Consider the following 16,498-nt stretch of genomic DNA (forward strand, 5'->3'; position numbering starts at 1 on the left):
CGAGACAGGTGCAGTGCACGGCGTCGAGTTCGGCGCCGACCCGCTGGGCGACACCGGCGTCTAAGGGCCGGGCGATTCACTCGGGACGGTCGGGGCCTTTGGGGCGGGCGGGACGGGTGGGTCGTGCGGGGGCACCGCGTTCCCGGAGTCCGCCGCGCGGGACTGGCTCGGGGTGGCGGGCGGCGGGGTCGGAGCGGGGAGTCTCACGTCTTGCGTCCCACGCCGCCGTAGCCCGAGAAGGCGTACGGGTCTTCCGGCGCCTCGCCGTCCGCGAGGGGCCCGGTGCGGTCCGGCCGCCAGTCCGGCATCGACACGAGGCCCGGCTCCAGCAGTTCGAACCCGTCGAAGAAGCCGGAGATCCGGTCGTGGCTGCGCATGACCAGCGGGTTGCGGATGTCGCGGTAGACGCCGACCATGCCGTCCGTGACCTCCTCGGAGAGCGGGATGCCCTCGTAGGAGGCGTGGGTGAGGATCAGCAGGCTGCCCGGGGCGAGCGCGTCGCGCAGCCGGGCCACGGCGGCGTAGGGCTCGTCGGTGTCCTCCAGGAAGTGCAGGACGGCGACCAGCAGCAGGGCGACGGGCCGGTCCAGGTCCAGCAGCCCGGCGATCTCGGGGGCGGCCAGGATGTCCTGCGGCTTGCGCAGGTCGGCGGAGACCACGCCGGTGCGCTCGTCGCCGGCCAGGACTGCCTGGCTGTGCGCCACGGCCACCGGGTCGTGGTCGACGTAGACGACGCGGGCCTCGGGGCTCGCGGCGTGGGCCACCTCGTGGACGTTGCCGAAGGTGGGGATGCCGGAGCCGATGTCGAGGAACTGCGTGACGCCCTCGGCGACGGCGTGCCGGACGGCGCGGCGCATGAATGCCCGGTTCGCCTGCATGATCTTGGGCAGGCCCGGCATGAATTCCATGGCCCGGCGGGCGGCCTGGCGGTCGACCTCGAAATTGTGGGAGCCGCCCAGGTAGTAATCGTAGATGCGGGACACGCTCGGCACCGATATGTCGATACCTGGCGGGGCCCAGGCGGGGCGTTCCATCGGGGTCTCCAAGCCGTCGTCGTGCCGGTCCGTCCGGGGGGTGGGACGGGGGTCGGACTCCTGTCCGAGCCGAATGTACTGATCATTGCCCAACGGGGCGAGTAAAAGCGGAAATTGGCGGTCCGTTCTTGGTCACACACCAAAGGCACGTGCAGGTCCGGACAGCCTTGGTGAAGAAACCGACAAATACCTTTTGACTATTGACCGATGGGCGATCAGACACGTCCCGAAGCTGGCTCAAACCTCTCCGGTCCGAACTCCGCCCGTTCAGGCGAACCGGCTCCGTGCCCCCCGCGCGCGGGCGCGTGCGGCCCCATGCTCCCCGGGTGAACAGAGCCTGTGCCCGGCGCCTGCTGGCGGTCCCGGTCCTGCTGTGGGCGGCGCTGTCCGCCACGCCGGCCGTGGCCGATAGCTGCGCCTACGTGACGATCGACGCCGCGGACGGTGGAACCGCTCTCAGCGCGTTCGCGACCGCCGGCGGCGGCGCGGGCGCGACCGTCCGGGGTGGCGGACATCACCACGGCGGCAACGGCGACGGCGACGGCAACGGGCACGGCGGGGGGCACGGCCACCACTGCCCGCCGCCTCCCCCGCCCTGCCCGCCGAAGCCCACCCCGACGCCCACGCCCACGCCCACCCCGAAGCCGACCCCGCCGAAGCCGACCCCAACCCCGACCCCGACGCCGACTCCCACCCCCAAGCCGCCTCCGCCGCCCCCGCCGAAGCCCGCCCCGCCCACACCACCACCCCCGTCCGCCCCCGTACCCGCACCGCCCCCGCCGCCCCGGGTGTTCAAGGCCCCGGCGCCGCCCCCGCCGAAGCCGGCCCCGCCGCTGGCGCCCACCCCCTCGGCGCCCCCTCCGCCCGCCCCGAAGAAGCCGGTGGCCCGCCCCTCGTACCACTCCGCAGCCCGCAAGCCCGTCGAGCACCACATCTCGCCGGTCACCTTCACCCTCATGACCGCGGCCCCCGCCGTGCTCGCGATCGTCGCGCTGCGCCCGCGCTAGGCCGCCTCTCCTCCTGCCGGTCGCGCACGGCCCCGGCCCTCGCGCGGTCCGCCGATTCACCGATTGGGAGTCATCTTGTCGGAATGGCTCGTCCTGTCCCTCGCGATGGCCGCGGCCTGCGCCGTGGTCCTGGCCATCGCCTTCTTCAACCACCGCCGGATCGGCGAGGACGACGATCCGAACGAGACCCCGGACGTCATCGAGTACATGACGATGATGATCGGGGTGATCTACGCGATCGTGCTCGGCCTGGCGATCGCGGGCGTCTGGGAAGGCCGCGGGGCCGCCCAGGAGTACGTGCGCCAGGAGTCCCAGGCCCTGCACGAGATCAGCGTCCGCTCCGAGGTCTACCCGGCCGAGGTGCGCAAGAAGATCCGCGCCGACGTGGACGCGTACGTGACCTACGTGGTCGACACCGAGTGGCAGGAGATGGCCGACAGCGGCAACCTCACCGACCGCAGCGGGGAGCTGCTGGAGCGGATCCGCCGCGACGTCACGGACTACGAGCCGCGGACCGACCACGAGGGTCAGGCGTACCAGCCGCTGGTGGACCAGGTCGGGGTGGTGGACGACGCCCGCAACGCGCGCGGCCAGAGCGCCGGGGCCACGATGCCCGGAGTCGTGTGGTTCGGACTGATCGCCGGTGCCATGGTGACGGTCGGTCTGATCTTCACCCTGCAGATCCGCCGCTCCTTCCGGGAGATGCTGCTGGCGGGCCTGTTCAGCGCGCTGATCGCCTTCCTGCTGTTCCTCATCTGGGACTTCGACGCCCCCTTCGGCCGGGGCATCGCCGCCACCGCCGACCCCTTCTTCGCCCAGTTCCCGCACCTGGGGCTGACGGACTAGCCGGGGGGCCGTACACCGAGGGCAAACCGGGGGCGGGCCGTCCGTCCCCGGTTCGGCCTACGGGCGTGCCCCATTCGCCCGTTCCTGATCGCGGGTCACCGGCCCCGCGCCTAGCGTGGCGGACATCGAGGTGCACGACCCTCCACGTGCGGAAACGCTGCGCGACTGCTCCTCGGGGATCCGGAGAACCGACCATGGGTGCGATACGCAGCTCCGCCACCGCCCTGCTGAGCGCCGGCGCCACGGCCGCCGTACTCGCGCTCGGCGCTTCCGGCGCGCCCTCCGCCCTCGCGGCCGAGGCGGCGCCCGTCACCTCCTTCGGCTTCGCCCTCACCCCCGCGACGGTCGCGCCCGGCGGTCAGACGGTGCTCTCCGTCACCGGCTGCGGCGCCGCCTACGCCACCGCCTCCTCCGGGGTCTTCGACACCGTGAGCATCGCGCGGGGACAGACCGCCCGGGTCACGGTGGACCGTGACGCCCGGCGCGGAGCCCAGTACTCCGTCTCCTTCACCTGCAACGGGGAGACCGGCTCCACGGACCTCACCATCGCCGGCGGTACGTCGAAGCCCACCACCAGCTCCACCTCCGGTCCCAGGACCCCCGCGACCACGGGTGCCACCACCGGCCCGGCCCCCGCCACCACCCGCGCCACGCCCGCACCCGTACGCGCCACGCCCGCGCCCACGCGCACCGCGACGGCCGGTACCGCGCGCGGCGGCGCGACCACCCCCGCCGCCTCGCTCGGCGTACGGGGCGGGCTCGGCGGCAGCGTGGCCGGCATGGATCCCCTGGAACTCGGCGCGGGAGCCGCCCTGTTCCTCGCTGCCGCGGGCGGAGCGGCGTACGCCCTGCGCCGACGGCGCGCGGCGGCCCGCCGCCACCACTGACCCGCCGACGCCCGCCACCGGCGGCACCGGCAACCCCGGCAACCCCGGCAGCCGCCGGCCGTCCCGGGTCCTGGGCGGGACCCGGGGCGAGCGGCGGCAGGCCGGCCCGGAGGAGGACGGCGCCGTACGGGGCGAAGGCCCGTCAGGCCCTTCAGACCCGCGAGCCGACCGGACGACGGCGACGGATCACGTGCGCGCCCGCGCCGAGCGCCGCGGCGCCGACGAGGCCCGAGCCGATGGCCGTCTCGGCGGTGGACGGGCCGAAGGAGCCTCCGACACCGCCCTGTGCGCCGTTGCCCGCGAGGATCGTGAAGCGGTGCGTGGCGACCAGGCTGTTGTCGTGGCACTTGACCGACAGGGTGTGGTGCCCCGGCGAGGCGTGGTTGAAGATCCGGACGGTGGCGAAACCGATGGATCCGGCCGACAGGTTCGTCTGCGGAAAGTTGCCGTGCGACCAGACCGTGCCGCCGTGGCCGCAGCCGGCGGCGCTGACCTGCATCGAGGCGCCCTGGTGGACGGAGTACGGGTTGACCGTGACGTTGCTGGGCCCGTTCCCGCTGTTCTGCGGGGGGTTCGCGGTGGCGAACGTGGCACTGAGCCCGATCGCGGCGCAGGCGGCCGCGGTCACGGTGAGAGCGCGGAGAACACGCATGGTGGAACCTCCAGCGGGAAGCGCCCCGGAGCGGTGGCCCGGGCAGATCGACGAGAACGCCTCCCATCACGAACCCTCGGGGCGGCACGCAACCAGCGCATTTCCGCCTTTGGGCCGCCCGGTTGAGCGACACGCCGAGGCGCGGACCGATCATCTGACGGATCCGCAGGTCACGAGCCGTCAGGCATTTATGTGACGATTACCTGGATGGGCGCACCCCTTCCGGCCGCACCACCCGTTCGCCCCTCCCCGATCGCCGTCTCGCCGATGCGGCCTTAACGTGCGGGAAGAAGGGCGTACTGGGGAGGGACTGGAACGCGGGTCGGGACCCCCGCGTTCGGAAGGGAGACCCATGCTCGAGGACGAGAGCGAGCTGCGGCGGAGGAGACGTTCCCCCTGGGGCGTGCTCGCGCTGGTCATGCTCAGCGGCCTCGCCATGATGCGGAACGGGGCGAACGTCGAGGACGGTCCGCCGCAGCCGACGGCGGCCGCGGCGGTCGCCGCGCACGCCGACCAGCTGCCGGCCCGTCCGCCGACGCCGCCGGCGGACATGGAGGTGCTGGAGCACTCGTCGGTCCAGCGCATCCGGATTCCGACGATCAACGTGGACGCGCCCGTGATGACGGTCGGGCTGGACGCGCAGGGCTGGATCGACGCCCCGCCGCCGCAGGACCGCAACCTCGCGGGCTGGTACCTCAACGGCATCTCGCCGGGCCAGCAGGGATCGGCCGTGATCGTGGGCCACGTGGACAACGCGCAGGGCCCGGCCGTCTTCTACGGCCTGGGCTCGATCAAGCCGGGCAACCGCATCGAGGTGGAGCGCTACGACGGACGCACGGCCGTCTTCGAGGTGTACGGCGTCGAGGTGTTCGCGAAGGACGCCTTCCCCGGAGCCCGGGTGTACGGGGACACCGGGCACCCGGAGCTCCGGGTGATCACCTGTGGCGGCGGCTACTCGAAGGCCAAGGGCTACGACGGGAACGTGGTCGTCTTCGCCCGGATGGTGGAGTCCCGCTGAGGGAACCCGGCGGCCCCCGCAGGCCCCCGCACGTGCTCCCCCGCCCCGCCGGGGGAGCACCCCTTTTCAGCGCGGCGGCAGGGCGGGCAGCGTCATCCGGTAGCCCTGTGCGAGCAGTTGGGGCAGGTACGTGGCCACCGCCTGGACGCTCTGCGACCGGTTGCCGCCGGCGTCGTGGTTGAGGACGATCGCCCCGGGGGCGGCTCCGTCCAGCGCCCGGGAGACGATGGACGCGGTGCCGGGTTCCTTCCAGTCGAGCGTGTCGACCGTCCAGGCCATCGGCTCCATGCCCAGGTCGGCGCCGATCTCGAAGGCGGCCCGGTTCCAGGCCCCGTACGGCGCCCGGAACCACACCGGGGCCTCCCCCACGCTCTGCTGGACGACCTCGCTGGTGCGCCCGATCTCCGATTCCAGGGCCCCCCGGCCGAGCGAGGGGATCAGCGGGTGCGTCCAGGTGTGGTTGCCGATGACGTGTCCCTCGGACGCCATCCGGCGCAGCAGGTCGCGATTGTCGGTGGCCATCTCCCCGCAGACGAAGAACATCGCGCGGACCCCGTACCGGGAGAGGGTGTCCAGGATCGCCGGGGTGTAGCGGGGGTCCGGGCCGTCGTCGAAGGTGAGCACCATGGCCCTGCCGGCGCGCGCCTCGGGGGGCAGTTCCAGGATGGGCCGGGTCCGTACCGCGGGCTTCGCCGCGGGCGGCCGGGCGGGGGATTCGGCGGTCATGGGGCTCAGCCGGTACGACTTTTCGGGGAGGGTCGCGGCGTTCAGTCCGGGCGCGCCCGCGGCGCCCACGTTGCCGGGGCCCGCCGCGGGTGCGGGACCGCCGGCGCTGCCGGGGGTTCCCGGCGCCGGCGGGTCGGCCTCGCCTCCGGTGAGCATGCCGGAGGCGGCGGCGATTCCGAGGAAGACGGCGGTACGCAGGAGCACGCGTCGCCCTACTGTCGGCTCGTCATTTTTCATTATTACTACGTATCAACGACATCGCCGAAGTTGTCGAGGGGCGCGGACGTGCCCCGCGCCCCTCACCCGCTCGGACCAGCCACGTTGCCGATCAGCCGCGGCGCACCAGGGGGAACGGCAGCGTCTCGCGGATCGTCAGTCCCGTGAGGAACATGACGAGGCGGTCGACTCCGATGCCGAGGCCGCCGGTGGGCGGCATCGCGTACTCCAGGGCGTCGAGGAAGTCGTTGTCGAGTTCCATCGCCTCGGGGTCGCCGCCCGCCGCCAGCAGCGACTGGGCGGTCAGGCGGCGGCGCTGCTCGACGGGGTCGGTCAGCTCCGAGTACGCGGTGCCCAGTTCGGTGCCGAAGGCCACCAGGTCCCAGCGCTCCGCCAGCCGCGGGTCCTTGCGGTGCTGGCGGGTGAGCGGGGAGACGTCGGTCGGGAAGTCCTTGTAGAAGGTGGGGAGTTTCGTGCGCTCCTCCACCAGGCGCTCGTACATCTCCAGGACCACGTCCCCCCGGGTGTCCTCGGGTCCGTGCGGGACGCCGGCCCGGTCGCAGAGCGCGCGCAGGACCGGCTCCTCGGTGTCGGCGTCGACCTCCTCGCCGAGGGCCTCGCCGATCGCCCCGTACATGGTCTTGACCGGCCAGAGCCCGGAGATGTCGTGGACGACGAGCTTTCCGTCCGGTCCCGCCTTGTGCGCGATCGGCGAGCCGAAGGCGGCGGTGGCGGCGCCCTGGATGAGCTCGCGCGTCAGGTCGAGCATCACGTCGTAGTCGGCGAAGGCCTGGTAGGCCTCCAGCATCGTGAATTCGGGGTTGTGCTTGTAGGAGACGCCCTCGTTGCGGAAGGTGCGGCCCATCTCGAAGACCTTCTCCATGCCGCCGACGCACAGCCGCTTGAGGTAGAGCTCGGGGGCGATGCGCAGGTAGAGGTCCAGGTCGTAGGCGTTGATGTGGGTGCGGAACGGCCGGGCGTTGGCGCCGCCGTGGATCTGCTGGAGCATCGGGGTCTCGACCTCCAGGTAGCCGCGGTCCAGCAGCCCCTGGCGCAGGGCCTGGACCGCGCTGGAGCGGGCGCGTACGACGTCCCGTGCTTCGGGACTGGCGACGAGGTCGAGGTAGCGCCGCCGGACGCGGGCCTCCGGGTCGGCCAGGCCCTTGCGCTTGTCGGGGAGCGGGCGCAGGCACTTGCCGGTGAGCTGCCAGGAGTCGACCACCACGGACAGCTCGCCGGCGCGGCTGGCGGCGACCTCCCCGCCGGCCACCACGTGGTCGCCGAAGTCGACCTGGGAGGTGAAGGCGTCGAGGACGCCGGGTCCGCTCTCGTCGCGGGTGAACATCAGCTGGGTGTCGCCGGTCCAGTCGCGCAGTACGGCGAAGACCACGCCGCCGAGGTCGCGTACGACCATCACCCGTCCGGCGAGGGTGACCTGTTCGCCGGTGCGGGAGCCGGGCGGGTAGCCGGGGTGGGCGGCCTTCAGCTGGGCGACCGTGTGCGTGCGCTGACGGATCCCGACCGGGTAGGGGTCGGTGCCGGAGGCCCGGATGCGCTCCAGTTTGGCGTGCCGGACGCGGACCTGGTCGGGCATCCGCTCCTGCGGCGCCCGCGCCCCGTCCTCCCCCACGAGGTCCAGGCCCAGGGAGTCGATGGAGGGCAGCCCGGCGGTGTTGGCGGGGGCGGTGAGGCCCTTGGGGTGGCCGTTGCCCCACAGGGTGCGCAGGCTCGGTACGGAGACGAAGCCCTCGGCGATGCCGGAGGCGAGGCTGACCCGGGCGAGCGAGCCGGCGTCCTGGTAGCAGAGGAAGCGGGGGTACCACTGGGGCCCGTACTTCACGTTCGAGCGGTACAGGGCCTCCAGCTGCCACCAACGGGAGAAGAACAGCAGCAGCTTGCGCCACATCTTCAGGACGGGGCCCGCGCCGATCCGGCCGCCCTCCTCGAAGGCGGAGCGGAAGACGGCGAAGTTGAGCGAGATCCGGCGCACGCCCAGGCCCGGGGCGGCGGCGCACAGTTCGGCGACCATGAACTCCATGACCCCGTTGGGGGCGGCGCGGTCGCGGCGCATCAGGTCCAGGGAGATGCCGTCCTTGCCCCAGGGGACGAAGGACAGCAGGGCGATCAGCTCGCCCTCGGCGTCGAAGGCCTCGACCAGCAGGCAGTCGCCGTCGGCGCGGTCGCCGAGCCGGTCCAGGGCCATGGAGAAGCCGCGCTCGGTCTCGGTGTCGCGCCACTTGTCGGCGCTGTCCACGATGATCTGCATCTCGTCCTCGGAGAGGGCCGAGTGGCGGCGGATCAGGGTGGTGGCGCCGGTGCGCCGGACCCGGTTGACGGCCTGCCGGGTGACGCGCATGTCGCGGCCGTCGAGGTCGAAGTGGGCGACCTGCAGGATCGCCTCGTCGCCGAGCTGGAGCGCGCCCAGCCCCGAGCGGGCGTACGCGGTCGCGCCGTCCTCGGAGGCTCCCATCACGGCGGGCTGCCAGCCGTAGCGGCGGGCCACGCCCAGCCAGGCGTCGATGGCGGGGGTCCAGGCGGCGGGGTCGCCGACGGGGTCGCCGCTGGCGAGGCAGACCCCGGCCTCGACCCGGTAGGTGACGGCGGCCTTGCCGTTCGGGGCGAAGACGACGGCCTTGTCGCGCCGGGTGGCGAAGTAGCCGAGGGAGTCGGCCCGCCCGTACGCGCCGAGCAGGGCGCGGATGCGGGGCTCCTCGTCCCCGTGCAGGGCGGCCGTCAGCCGCTGCGAGCGGAACAGCGTGGCGGCGGCGTTCAGCAGGGCGACGGCGCCGAAGAGGCCGAGCAGGAAGTACAGCGGGCGGGCGGGGCTGCCGTCGAACTGCCGGGCGGAGAAGAGACCGCCGAAGACCTGTTTGGCGGCCCAGTCCAGCCACTGCCCCTTGGGCAGGGTGCCGGGGAACAGGGCCACGAGCCCCCAGCCGAGCAACACGGCGGCGAGCAGCCCGAGGCCGAGCACGAGCATCGCCCGCCAGACGGCTCCGGGGCGGGAGGCGGCGTAGAACTCCGTGCGCGCGGCGATGAGGAAGGCGAAGGCGGCCACCGCGAGGGCCATCGAGGGCCCGCCGACCCAGAAGTCCCCGTCCGCGATGATCAGTACGTCGACGAGGACGAGCAGGGCCAGATAGGTGACGACGATCCACCAGGCGATCTTCTTGCGCATGCCCAGCGCGGCCGCGAGCAGGAAGAGGAAGACGGCGTACGCGAGGTTCGCGCTGACCGGGACCACGAAGTCGTCGAGGAAGTCCACCACGGGCCGCAGCAGCCTGCGCAGCGTCGGGGAGAGCGCCAGCAGCGCGCACAGCAGGCCGAGCGATCCGAAGAACGCTCCGAAGGCGTCCGGGACCCGGTTCAGGAAGCGGTTGCGGGTCCCCCGGGTCTCGTCCAGCGTGGCACTCATGCTTGGCACTGTAGGGAGGGCCGCGCGGGTCCGCGCGGTGAACCCCATAACCTCGGGAGCGTGACTGAGCATGTGAACACGGGTTTCGAGCGCGGTACCGACGGCCCGAAGGTGATCCTCGCCGGAGTTGACGGATCCGATTCCTCCCTGCGGGCCGCGGCCTACGCCGCGGGACTGGCCCGGCGGCAGAACGCGCTGCTGGCGCTGGTCTACGTACAGCCGGTGATGCCGGCCGGGGCCTCGCTGGGGGTGCCGGTCGGGGACACCACTGGGGAGATCGCGGAGGGCATCGTGGCCGAGATCCGCGCCTCGGCGGAGCGCCTCAAGGGCATCTTCGAGGTGCGCTGGCAGTTCCACACCTTCCGCGGGGACCCGTACGCGGGGCTGGTGACCGCCGCCGAGGACCTGAAGGCGGACGCGGTGGTGGTCGGCGCCTCCGAGCAGGCCGGCCACCGCATCATCGGCTCGGTGGCGGTCCGCCTGGTCAAGGCGGGACGGTGGCCGGTGACCGTCGTGCCGTAAGCGCTACTGGGCCGCTTTCAGGCCGTCCTTGGCCGCGCCGCGGCCGAGGACGGCCTCGGTGACGGCCTCCTGCGCGCTCTCGTACTCCTCGTGGTCCGGGCTCTGGGCGAGGGCGGCGGGGAGGTTGACGATCCGTCCCGTGGACAGGTCCATCATCTGGGGGATGAACTCCGCCTTCGTGACCTGCCAGCGCTGCCCGGGGGCGGCGGGCGGGGCGAAGGTGAAGCGGCCGATGGAGCCGTAGTTGCCGCGCATGTCGCGGGCGCCGGAGTAGTTGAACATCTCCCCGGCGACCTGGTCGCCCATGCCGTAGATGATCCAGGTCCCGTTGACCTTCTCGTAGGCCTGCGGGATGTGCGCGTGCGTGCCGAGGATCATGTCCACGTCCGGGCGGCCGCCGGTCTGCGAGGCGGTCAGCGCCTTGCCGAGCGAGAGCTGCGTCTCGTCCGGTTCGGTCTGCCATTCGGTGCCCCAGTGCAGGCTGACCAGTACGACGTCCGCGCCCGCCTTCCGGGCGGCCCGCGCGTCGGCGACGATCTCGTCCTGGCGCATCAGGTTCACCGCCCACGGCTGGCCTTCGGGCATGGGGTAGCCGTTGGTGTCGTAGGTGTACGCGAGGTGCGCGACCTTCGCGGAGCCGGCCGTGTAGAGGGTGGTCCGGGCCGCCTCCGCCGCGGTGCGGGCGGAGCCGGCGTGGCCCAGGCCGACCTTGTCGAAGCGGTCCAGGGTGCGCTTCAGGCCGTCGCCCCCGTCGTCCAGGGTGTGGTTGGAGGCCGTGGAGCAGCCGTCGTACCCGGCGTCCTTGAGCGCGTCGGCCACCGTGGGCGGGGAGACGAAGGCGGGGTAGCCGCTGAAGGGGCCGCCGTCCTCGCCGTAGATGGTCTCCATGTGGCACAGGGCCAGGTCGGCCGCCGAGACGACCGGTTTGACCGCGGAGAACATGGGCCGGAAGTCGTGGCCGTCGCCGTCCGCGTCGTCCGCCGCGCGCTTGATGATGGAGGTGTGCGGCAGGACGTCGCCGCTCGCGACCAGTGTGAAGCCCTTGGCGGAGCCGGGGGCGGCGGGCGGGGCCGTTCCGGCGCGGGCCGCGGCGGGCCCGCCGGAGCCGAAGCGGGCGGGGGCGGGGGCACTGGGCGAGGAGCAGCCGGCCGCCGCCGAGGACAGGAGGAGGGCCGACAGCAGCGCGAGGGCCTGCCGGGTGCGCTTGGTCATCTGTCCAGCCTTTATTCGTAGGACTGTCGGATGATCCGAAATCCATAAGAGAAGGCGCCCCAAGTCAAGGACCTGCGCCGTCGGCGGGCTTGTTCTCACCCCGACGGAGTACGTCCGTTCGCCGTGCCGTTCGACCGTTCACCGTCCGGCGCGGCCGCCCACCGGACGACCGGCGCGCTTGGGCGCAACGGCGGCGCCGGACGGTTCCCGGGTGGCTCCGCGCAGGTGAGGGTGAGTGGAACCCAGCGCACCGGAAGGAGCCACTCGTGCCGCCCTCCCCCACCCTCCAGCGCACGCAACCCGAGGCGCTCGCCACGCTCCAGCGCGAGCACGGGCGGGCCCTGTTCGGTTTCCTCGTCGGCCTCACGGCGGGGGACGCGCAGCGCGCCGAGGACCTGGTCCAGGAGACCCTCGTACGGGTCTGGCAGCACCCGGAGGTGCTCGACACCGGGCACGAGTCCATGCGGCCCTGGCTGTTCACCGTCGCGCGGCGGCTAGCGATCGACGCCCGCCGCGCCCGGCTGTCACGGCCGCAGGAGGTCGACCCCGACGGCCTGGAGCAGGCGCCCGCGCCCGAGGACGCGGTGGCGGGCTCGGTCACCGCGATCGACGTCCGGCGGGCGCTCGGCAGCCTCGGCCCGGAGCACCGGGACGTGCTGATGCAGGTCTACTTCCGCGACCGCTCGGTGGCCGAAGCGGCAGCGGAGCTCGGCATTCCGGCCGGAACGGTCAAATCCCGTACGTACTACGCCCTGCGCGCCCTGCGCAAAGGGCTCCAGGGGTACGGGCTCGGCGCCTGAACCGGGTCCGCGGCCCTCGCGGAGCGCTCCGGGGGCGGTGGAGAAATACTCAAGGATCGCCCTCCAGGCGCACGAACCGGACACGGACCGCATCGATATCGGCACCAGTCCGTTCAAGTTGAGTAAACATCCCCCGCTTCGCGAGCCGGCCGGTGAAGGCTCGTGGACGACGGCGGGACGCTCGACGCGCGGGAGAGGTGGAACGGTGCAGCCCGAGGGTATGAACGGCACCAGTGACGGCGGACTGGCGGTGCCCATGGCATGGCTCTACGCGGAGTACATCGCGGACGAGCTGTTGCGCACGGGGCGGCTGATCCCGGTGAGCACGCTGGAGTTCCGTGCCGGGCGGGACACGCTCGCGCTGACGATCTACCTCTCGGACGCGGCCGGTGAGCTCTCCGGGATCCGGGTCGTCTCGCAGCTGGAGGAGTGGCTCTCCCTGACGGCGTACGGGCACCCGTGGCGGGACTGGGTCGACACCCGGTTCCTCGCGCTGGGCGAGGAGGCCCGGGAGCGGGGCCGCGGCGAGGACCCGGACCTGGAGCTGGCCCGGGCGGCCTGGCGCTGGCTGGACCGCACCGAGCTGTTCGCCACCAACCTCGACCCGGGCCGCCAGGGCCACGCCGACACCCCGGCCGGGCTGGACGAGAACGCCCGCGTCTGGACCCCGGCCTGGCAGCTCGGCCTCCCGCTGGGCCACCTGGCGATGCACCTCTTCTGAGGGCCGCCGGGGGCAGGTCGCGTACGCGGACTACGGCCGGGGGGCCGGGGGTTCGGCCGGGTCCGTCACCAGACCCGTGAAATCGGCCTCGTTGCGTTCGGACCGGCCCACGTACCAGCGGGCGATCAGCCACATCACCGGGTACGCCACCAGCCCGAGGGCGACCCAGACCACCGGGCCCGCGACCGGCCGCGGCAGCAGGAAGCCCAGCGGCAGCAGCCCGAGGACCACGGCGAGCACGGCCAGCGCGGCCAGCCCGGCGCGGAGCTGACTGCGCATCAGGGCGCGTACGTAGGTGGCGCCCAGGGTGGTCTGCTCGGAGATCTCCGAGCGGGCCGGGGTGTGCGCGGGCGGTCTGCGGCGGGTGCCCCGGGGCACCCCCGTGACGATCTCCCGCCGGGGCTGCGGCCGCTGCTGGTCCTCCGACATGCTGCCGGAGTCTATGCGGCGCCCCGCTACTTGAGGAGTCGCGAGAGCCTGCGGTCCGCGAGCGGCTTGCCCCCGGTCTGGCAGGTCGGGCAGTACTGGAGCGAGGAGTCGGCGAAGGACACCGAGCGGACGGTGTCCCCGCACACCGGGCACGGCTCCCCCGCCCGGCCGTGGACCCGCAGCCCGCTCTTCTTCTCGGCCTTGAGCTGTCCGGCGGCCACCCCGTGGGCCCGCTCGACGGCCGCGCGCAGGGTGTCCTCGACGGCCTCATAGAGGTGGGTGACCTGCTCCTCGTCGAAGGAGGCGGCCAGTTTGAAGGGGGAGACGCGGGCCGCGTGCAGGATTTCGTCGCTGTAGGCGTTCCCTATGCCCGCGATCACGCTCTGGTCGCGCAGCACGCCCTTGATCTGCCGGCGCTCCCCCGCGAGCAGCGCGGCGAAGGCGTCCCGGCCGAAGCCCTCGTCGAGCGGGTCGGGGCCGAGCCGGGCGATGCCCGCAACCTCCTGGGGGTCGCGCACCACGTAGACCGCGAGGCGTTTTTGCGTACCCGCCTCGGTGAGGTCGAAGCCGCCCCCGCCCTCCAGTACGAGGCGCAGCGCGAGGGGCCCCTTGCCGGGGCGGGGCGGCTGGGCCGGCAGGGTGTCCCGCCAGCGCAGCCAGCCGGCCCGGGCGAGGTGGGTGACGAGGTGGAGGTCGCCGATGCCGAGCGCCAGGAACTTGCCGTACCGGGCGACGGGTCCGGCCCGCTGTCCTTCGAGGGCGGTGAGCGCGGGGTCGTACGTCTTGAGCACGCTGACCGCGAGCGGGAGGACGCGTTCCACCACCCGCCCGGCGAGGCGCTCGTCGAGGAACCCCCTCAGGGCCTCGACCTCCGGCAGCTCGGGCATCCTCCCAGCCTGCCCCGGCCTCCGGCGGAACGCGAACGGGGCGTGCGGTGCCGCCGGGTCAGCCCATCACGAACTCGCACCACACGCACTTGCCGCTGCCCCGCGGCTCCACTCCCCAGACGTCCGCCAGCCGGTCGACCAGCATCAGCCCGCGGCCCGACACCCCCGAGTCCCCGGCCTCCCGGCGGCGCGGGAGGGCGCTGGAGCGGTCCTCCACCTCCACCCGGAGCCGCCGCTGCGGGCCGCTCAGCACGCGCAGGGTCACGATGGCCGGGCCGTCCGTGTGCATCAGGGCGTTCACGATGAGCTCGTCCGCGACCAGTTCGATCTCGTCGGAGCGGCCCCGCGCGCCCCAGGCCCGCACGGCCGCTCCGATCATGTGCCGGGCGGCGACGAGCGCTTCGGGGTCCCCCGGCGCCACGTGCTGCTGGAGCCGGCCGCCGCCCTGCGGGACGTCCTCGCCCTGGCGGCGCAGCAGGAGCAGGGCCATGTCGTCGTCGCCCCGGTCGTCGACGACCTCGCACAGCCGGTCGGCGAGCAGCTGGAGGTCGGCGGGCCCGGTGCGGACCAGGGCGGTGAGGAACCGGATGCCGTCGTCCAGGTCCGCGCCGGGCTGCTCCACCAGTCCGTCGGTGCACAGCAGGATCGTTTCTCCCGGGTCCAGTTCCACCGTGGTCACCGGATACTCCAGGCGGCCGAACTCGGCGGACAGCCCCAGCGGCATCCCGCCCTCCACCGGCAGCCGCCGGCAGTCCCCGGCCCGGGTGCGCAGGAGGGGGTCGAGGTGTCCGGCGCGCACGAGCTGGAGCACCCCGGTGGCGAGGTCGGCCTCCACGTACGTACAGGTGGCGAAGCGGTCGGTGTCCAGTTCGTGCAGGAAGACCGAGGCCCGGGCCATCACGGTGGCCGGCGCGTGCCCCTCGGCCGCGTACGCGCGCAGCACGATGCGCAGCTGCCCCATGACGGCCGCCGCGTGCGTGTCGTGCCCCTGGACGTCGCCGATGACCGCGCCGACCCGTCCTCCCGGCAGCGGGATGACGTCGTACCAGTCGCCGCCGATGTCCTGGCCCATCCGGGCGGACCGGTAGCGGACGGCGATCTGGGCTCCGGGGACGGCCGGGATGCGGCGGGGCAGCATCGCCTGCTGGAGGCCTTCGGCGAGGTCGTGCTCCTGTTCGAGCAGCATCGCCCGCTGGAGGCTCTGCGCGATGCTGCTGCCGAGCGCGACCAGCAGGTTGCGCTCGTCCTGGGTGAAGCCGTCCTTGTCCTGGTAGAGGAGGCCGATCGCGCCGATGGGCCGGGCCTGGGCGATGAGCGGCAGGTAGGCGGCGGCCGAGATCCTCATCGAGGAGATCTTCGCCCAGAGGCCGGGGTAGCCCTCGGCGAACTCCTCGGCCGAGTCGAGGAAGCGGGGCTGGAGCGAGCGCACGACCTCGCTCATCGGGTACTGCTCGTCGACGCGGGTGTAGCGGGTGCCGGGGACGAAACTGCCTTCGGGGCCTTCGGCCACCAGATGGATCCGGCCGGCCTCGACCAGGCCCATGACCATGCCCATCGAGCCGAGCCGTTCGAGGCCGTGGGCGTCGCCGAGGGCGTCGATGACGTCCTTGACGGTGCGGGCGTGCGCGAGGGCGGCGGTGGTGCTCTCGACCACGGAGGTCTGGCGGCGCCGCTCGTCGTCCAGACCGAGGCGCTCGGCCGAGTGGCTGAGCTCCTCGGTCGCGTCGCGGACGATACCGATGATCCGGAACGGGCGCCCGGCCGGGTCCCGCATGACCCGGCCCTGGGTGTGGGTCCAGCGGAGCCCGCCGTCGCGGCAGCGGATGCGGAAGTAGGCGCCGTAGCTGTCCACCCCGCTCTTGAGGGCGCTGGAGACCAGGGCGTCCAGCCGGGCGGCCTCGGCGGGCGGGACGCGGGGGCCGAGCGACTCGGGCCGACCGTCGTAGTCGTCCGAGGTCGTGTCGAAGACCTCGAGGGCCGCCGCGTCCATGTGCATGAGCCCGGTGACCAGGTCCCAGTCGAAACTGCCCATCCGGTTCAGGGAGAGCGACCGGTCCGGGTGTGCGGGCCAGTCCTCCGGCGGAGATGCGGTGCTCGGCACCGGTCCACCATGACACAGGGGCCGG

At 73.2% G+C, this 16,498-nt stretch carries 15 protein-coding genes; 7 read left to right on the forward strand and 8 right to left on the reverse strand.

Translation table 11 applies throughout. The features are described 5' to 3' along the window. Positions 1 to 203 precede the first annotated feature (203 nt). Positions 204 to 1,034 carry an SAM-dependent methyltransferase gene (locus tag ACFV0Q_RS14030; RefSeq protein WP_385004872.1) on the reverse strand — a complete coding sequence of 277 codons (831 nt, stop codon included), beginning with the start codon at positions 1,032 to 1,034 and terminating at the stop codon, positions 204 to 206. 326 nt (positions 1,035 to 1,360) lie between these two features. Between ACFV0Q_RS14030 and ACFV0Q_RS14035 the strand changes: the two genes are divergently transcribed. From ACFV0Q_RS14035 to ACFV0Q_RS14045, 3 genes are all read left to right on the forward strand, one after another. Beyond that, complete coding sequence (locus tag ACFV0Q_RS14035) at positions 1,361 to 2,041, forward strand: hypothetical protein (protein ID WP_385004874.1); 681 nt, start codon at positions 1,361 to 1,363, stop codon at positions 2,039 to 2,041. Between the two features lie 75 nt (positions 2,042 to 2,116). Continuing rightward, positions 2,117 to 2,887 carry a hypothetical protein gene (locus tag ACFV0Q_RS14040; RefSeq protein ID WP_385004876.1) on the forward strand — a complete coding sequence of 257 codons (771 nt, stop codon included), beginning with the start codon at positions 2,117 to 2,119 and terminating at the stop codon, positions 2,885 to 2,887. Between the two features lie 194 nt (positions 2,888 to 3,081). Continuing rightward, positions 3,082 to 3,774 (forward strand): hypothetical protein, encoded by a 693-nt coding sequence (locus tag ACFV0Q_RS14045; RefSeq protein WP_385004878.1) that lies wholly within the window; start codon positions 3,082 to 3,084, stop codon positions 3,772 to 3,774. Between the two features lie 151 nt (positions 3,775 to 3,925). Here ACFV0Q_RS14045 and ACFV0Q_RS14050 read toward each other — a convergent pair whose 3' ends face one another. Continuing rightward, on the reverse strand, positions 3,926 to 4,426 hold the full coding sequence (locus tag ACFV0Q_RS14050; protein WP_385004880.1) for a hypothetical protein: 501 nt from the start codon (positions 4,424 to 4,426) through the stop codon (positions 3,926 to 3,928). Between the two features lie 352 nt (positions 4,427 to 4,778). Here ACFV0Q_RS14050 and ACFV0Q_RS14055 point away from each other — a divergent pair, with 352 nt between their 5' ends. Next, positions 4,779 to 5,444 carry a class F sortase gene (locus ACFV0Q_RS14055; RefSeq protein ID WP_385004882.1) on the forward strand — a complete coding sequence of 222 codons (666 nt, stop codon included), beginning with the start codon at positions 4,779 to 4,781 and terminating at the stop codon, positions 5,442 to 5,444. 66 nt (positions 5,445 to 5,510) lie between these two features. Here ACFV0Q_RS14055 and ACFV0Q_RS14060 read toward each other — a convergent pair whose 3' ends face one another. Both ACFV0Q_RS14060 and lysX read right to left on the reverse strand, forming a co-directional pair. Next, on the reverse strand, positions 5,511 to 6,407 hold the full coding sequence (locus ACFV0Q_RS14060) for a polysaccharide deacetylase family protein (RefSeq protein ID WP_385004884.1): 897 nt from the start codon (positions 6,405 to 6,407) through the stop codon (positions 5,511 to 5,513). A 91-nt stretch (positions 6,408 to 6,498) separates the two neighbouring features. After that, a complete protein-coding gene (lysX, locus tag ACFV0Q_RS14065; RefSeq protein WP_385004886.1) occupies positions 6,499 to 9,801 on the reverse strand; it encodes a bifunctional lysylphosphatidylglycerol synthetase/lysine--tRNA ligase LysX in 3,303 nt (1,100 codons plus the stop codon). Positions 9,802 to 9,861: 60 nt separating this feature from the next. Here lysX and ACFV0Q_RS14070 point away from each other — a divergent pair, with 60 nt between their 5' ends. After that, positions 9,862 to 10,323 carry a universal stress protein gene (locus ACFV0Q_RS14070; protein ID WP_385004888.1) on the forward strand — a complete coding sequence of 154 codons (462 nt, stop codon included), beginning with the start codon at positions 9,862 to 9,864 and terminating at the stop codon, positions 10,321 to 10,323. A 3-nt stretch (positions 10,324 to 10,326) separates the two neighbouring features. Here ACFV0Q_RS14070 and ACFV0Q_RS14075 read toward each other — a convergent pair whose 3' ends face one another. Beyond that, positions 10,327 to 11,535, reverse strand: a complete 1,209-nt coding sequence (locus ACFV0Q_RS14075) for a CapA family protein (protein ID WP_385004890.1) — start codon at positions 11,533 to 11,535, stop codon at positions 10,327 to 10,329. Between the two features lie 266 nt (positions 11,536 to 11,801). On the opposite strand from ACFV0Q_RS14075, the gene ACFV0Q_RS14080 reads away from it, so the two are divergent. Then, the gene (locus ACFV0Q_RS14080; RefSeq protein WP_385004892.1) at positions 11,802 to 12,335 is read left to right on the forward strand and encodes a sigma-70 family RNA polymerase sigma factor; all 534 of its coding nucleotides are present in this window, start codon (positions 11,802 to 11,804) and stop codon (positions 12,333 to 12,335) included. A gap of 220 nt (positions 12,336 to 12,555) precedes the next feature. Beyond that, complete coding sequence (locus tag ACFV0Q_RS14085; protein WP_266572717.1) at positions 12,556 to 13,056, forward strand: hypothetical protein; 501 nt, start codon at positions 12,556 to 12,558, stop codon at positions 13,054 to 13,056. Between the two features lie 30 nt (positions 13,057 to 13,086). On the opposite strand, the gene ACFV0Q_RS14090 is transcribed toward ACFV0Q_RS14085, so the two are convergent. The 3 genes from ACFV0Q_RS14090 to ACFV0Q_RS14100 are packed head-to-tail and all read right to left on the reverse strand — an operon-like array spanning position 13,087 to position 16,491. Then, complete coding sequence (locus tag ACFV0Q_RS14090) at positions 13,087 to 13,485, reverse strand: hypothetical protein (RefSeq protein ID WP_385004894.1); 399 nt, start codon at positions 13,483 to 13,485, stop codon at positions 13,087 to 13,089. Positions 13,486 to 13,511: 26 nt separating this feature from the next. Next, a complete protein-coding gene (locus ACFV0Q_RS14095) occupies positions 13,512 to 14,372 on the reverse strand; it encodes an Fpg/Nei family DNA glycosylase (RefSeq protein ID WP_385004896.1) in 861 nt (286 codons plus the stop codon). Positions 14,373 to 14,430: 58 nt separating this feature from the next. Then, positions 14,431 to 16,491, reverse strand: a complete 2,061-nt coding sequence (locus tag ACFV0Q_RS14100) for a SpoIIE family protein phosphatase (RefSeq protein ID WP_385004922.1) — start codon at positions 16,489 to 16,491, stop codon at positions 14,431 to 14,433. Positions 16,492 to 16,498: the final 7 nt, after the last annotated feature.

This window comes from Streptomyces sp. NPDC059564, from assembly GCF_042735575.1.
Lineage (GTDB): Bacteria > Actinomycetota > Actinomycetes > Streptomycetales > Streptomycetaceae > Streptomyces.